Below are 3,117 nucleotides of genomic sequence, written 5' to 3' on the forward strand. Positions count from 1 at the left end.
GCGCGCGCGCGGCGTGCCGGCCTATCACGGCGAGATCCTGGCCGAGGCGACGGAGGAGGATCTCGATTTCCATCAGTTCGACGTGCTCGTCGCCGTGTCCGACAACGAAGCCTATAACGCACTGGTGTGCAACGAATTCGCCCCTGAGCTGGGCCGGGACTCGGTCTATCAGCTCGGCGATGCGGCGGGCGATGACCCGCACAGCCTTCCCGATGCCCTCCGTGGCCGCGCCCTCTTCACCTCGGGCTTCGGCGTGGAGGATATCCGTGCCCGCCCCGACTGGACATTCGCCAGCGCGACGCTGGGCGACGGAGCGGAATTCGAGGCGCTTCGCGCGCGCCTGCCGCGGGATGCCGAGCCCCTGATCCTCCTGCGCCGCAATGGCCGCATCCGTTTCTTCACCCACGCATCGAAGCCCGCGCCCGAAAGCGGCGACACCGTGATCGCCTTTTCACCAAGAGACGGCCTGGAGGACAGTCACGGCTGGAGTGTCGCGCCGCCGTTCCTCGATCGCCGGGCCGCGCACGATCGTATCGGCGAGACCGCTGGAGCTGCCTCATGAAGACCACCCTGCCCGCTCTTTTGGCGCTCAACCTTCTCGCCGGGGCGTGCGAACGCGCGAGCGAAGAGCCGGCCGCGACGACGAACAACGTCCAGACGGCCTCGTCGCCGAGCGACGGCAATGCCGCAGCGGCGTCGATCATGCGCCCCGAGGTGACCGAGGAAGTCACGCCCCCGCCGCCCCCACCGCCGCCCGAACCGTTGCGCGCGGTGATCGCCTTCGGCGAGTCCGGCGTGCGGCTGGATAAGGCCGCTCAGGCGGCCATTGACGCGCTGATCGCCGACCCGAGGTTTGCGGAAGGCGGGCGCATCACCTTGTCCGGACACAGCGAGTCCTCGGGCAGCGACGCCGACAATCTGGCCGTCTCCCGCCGGCGCGCCGAAGCGGTGCGCGATTATCTGATGTCCAGGGGCGTGCCGGCCGAGCGGATGATTGTCATCGCCTTGGGCGAGCGGCGTCCGCTCGAGCCGAACGCGAACCCGGACGGCAGCGATTTCCCCGACGGGCGACAACGAAACAGACGCGTGGAAATCCTCGTCGCGCCGTCGTCCCCCGCGACGCCCGACGAACCCGCACCCCGGAAATCATCAGAACAAGCGGACACGAAGGAGCGGCTCCTCTGATCGCGATCTCGCGGTCGCGCGCTCCAACCCTCGCAGCTCGGATCATGGTCTCGTGAGCGTCCGCCCGCTACGGCGGCGCTTGCCTTCCTCGCAATCTCCCTCGTCGGGGAGGGGCGCTGCGCACGTCCTCTACCGGCGCCTGCGGCAATCCGAATTGATCAGGGGCAAGTCTCGGAACGGCGACCGCGCTGTACGGTTGAATCCGATGAGCCGGAGCGGGTCCTGAGCGAGCAAACACCGCCGCACGACGGCCGCAGCGGGGCGCACCACAAGCGCCCGCCGCTTACCCCTTTCAAGGTGCCCGCCGCCTCGTCACGCAAAAGGAGACCAGCCCATGCACCGTATCGTATCCGCCGTATTCAACAATTACGAAGCCGCCGATCACGCGGTCGCCAGACTGCGCAGGGCCGGCGTCCCGGACGAAGCGATCTCGATCGTCGGCCGCCGCGCGCCGCAGATCGACGACACCGAAATCGTGCCGGCGATTCCGGACAGCAGGACTTCGGGAACCATCAGGGGGCTCGGCGTCGGGGCCGGAGTCGGCGCCCTCTTCGGCCTTGCTGCCTTGGCGGTCCCCGGAGCAGGTCCGTTCATCGCCGCCGGCGCGCTCAGTGCCGGGCTCGGCAGCATCGTCGGCACCGCGGCGAGCGGAGCGATCGTGGGCGGTTCGGCGGGCGGCCTCGCCGGTGCGCTCATCCATTACGGAGTGAGCGACTATGATGCGCGCCGCTACGAAGCGGAGGTCCATGCCGGAGGCATCTGGATCGGCGTCGACACCCGCCTCACCAACGCCGATCCCTGGTCCGTCGCGGCTCTGCTCGCCGAGCAGGGCGGGCGCGCGCTGAGGAGCGAGGAGCCGGCCGTCGGCGCATGACAGGCTTTCCCCGGGGCGGCCGAGTCGCCGGGCGGCAAGTCACGGCGCCCCGCCGCGGTCGGCAGGATCTTCGATCGGCGCCGGCGCGGCCGCGCCGGGCGCGACCGCGATCTCCGGCGGCGCGAGCCTTAACGATCCCGCGTGCACGATCCGCAGCAATTTCAGCATCAGTTCTTCCTGGATGGCGAGGAACGCGTCGAAATCATGGGTTCGAATGGTCGCGAACACTTCGATCGGCAGCCGGTCGGCGGTGGGCGTCAGCAAGCGGACACGCGCGGCCTCTCCCTCGATACGCGGATCGCCGGAGAGGGCGTCGCGCATCGCGCGAAGCAGTCGTTCGATCTCCGCCGGTGGCGATGCGGTCGCAACATGGAAGACGGGTTTGAAGAGCGCCTTGCTGCGGCGCGTATAATTCTCGATTTCCGCGTTCGAGAGGATGCTGTTGGGGATGGTCAGCAGGGTTCCGTCCAGGGTCCGGATCCGGCTCGATCGCATGCCGATTTCCTCGACCGTGCCGACCAGCGTGCCGAAGCGGCAGGTCTCGCCGATGCGGAACGGCCGGTCCGAGAGGATGGAGAGGCTGGCGAGCAGATTCTCCACCGTCTTCTGCGCGCCGAGCGCGAGTGCGATCCCGCCGATGCCGAGCGCCGCAACGGCAGCGGTGACGTCGAACCCGAGCGCGTCGAGGATCGCCATGAACGTCGCCACGGCGAGGGCCGCCTTTGCGATCCGCACCGCGAACTGGACGATGGACGTCGCGTTCAGTCGGCCCTTGTGGCTGAGGCGCCGGAGCGCGCTTTCTCCCAGTCCGTCGACGACGCGCAGAGCGACCCAGCCGCATGCGGCCCAGCCGGTGATTTCGAGCAGCCACGACATGCCCTGGCGCGCAACGATCGACGCGCCGACCAGCGGACCGAGCGTTCGCCCCACCAGCACCGCGCCGAGCAGTGCGGCCGGGGTGGAGACGGCGCGCAGGAATTGCCGGCTCCTGCCCGCTCGCTTGACGAGGCGGCAGCTCGCGGCGACGGCCAGACGAATGAGCAGCCACAAAGCTGCGA

Annotated in this window: 3 protein-coding genes and 1 pseudogene; 3 read left to right on the forward strand and 1 reads right to left on the reverse strand. The window is 69.2% G+C overall.

Annotated elements, in window-relative coordinates:
* The 3 genes and pseudogenes from E2493_RS21530 to E2493_RS20890 form a co-directional block, all read left to right on the forward strand.
* Positions 1-562, forward strand: a pseudogene (locus tag E2493_RS21530) (hypothetical protein); the annotation flags it as partial.
* On the forward strand, positions 559-1,185 hold the full coding sequence (locus E2493_RS20885; protein ID WP_225421633.1) for an OmpA family protein: 627 nt from the start codon (positions 559-561) through the stop codon (positions 1,183-1,185). The pseudogene E2493_RS21530 and the gene E2493_RS20885, both read left to right, overlap by 4 nt.
* A 334-nt stretch (positions 1,186-1,519) precedes the next feature.
* Complete coding sequence (locus E2493_RS20890) at positions 1,520-2,059, forward strand: hypothetical protein (RefSeq protein WP_135090704.1); 540 nt, start codon at positions 1,520-1,522, stop codon at positions 2,057-2,059.
* Positions 2,060-2,098: 39 nt separating this feature from the next.
* Here the strand turns inward: E2493_RS20890 and E2493_RS20895 are convergent.
* On the reverse strand, positions 2,099-3,117 hold a 1,019-nt coding region (locus E2493_RS20895), incomplete at its 5' end, for a mechanosensitive ion channel family protein (RefSeq protein ID WP_135090706.1).

The organism is Sphingomonas parva (ex Maeng et al. 2020) (assembly GCF_004564275.1).
Lineage (GTDB): Bacteria > Pseudomonadota > Alphaproteobacteria > Sphingomonadales > Sphingomonadaceae > Allosphingosinicella > Allosphingosinicella parva.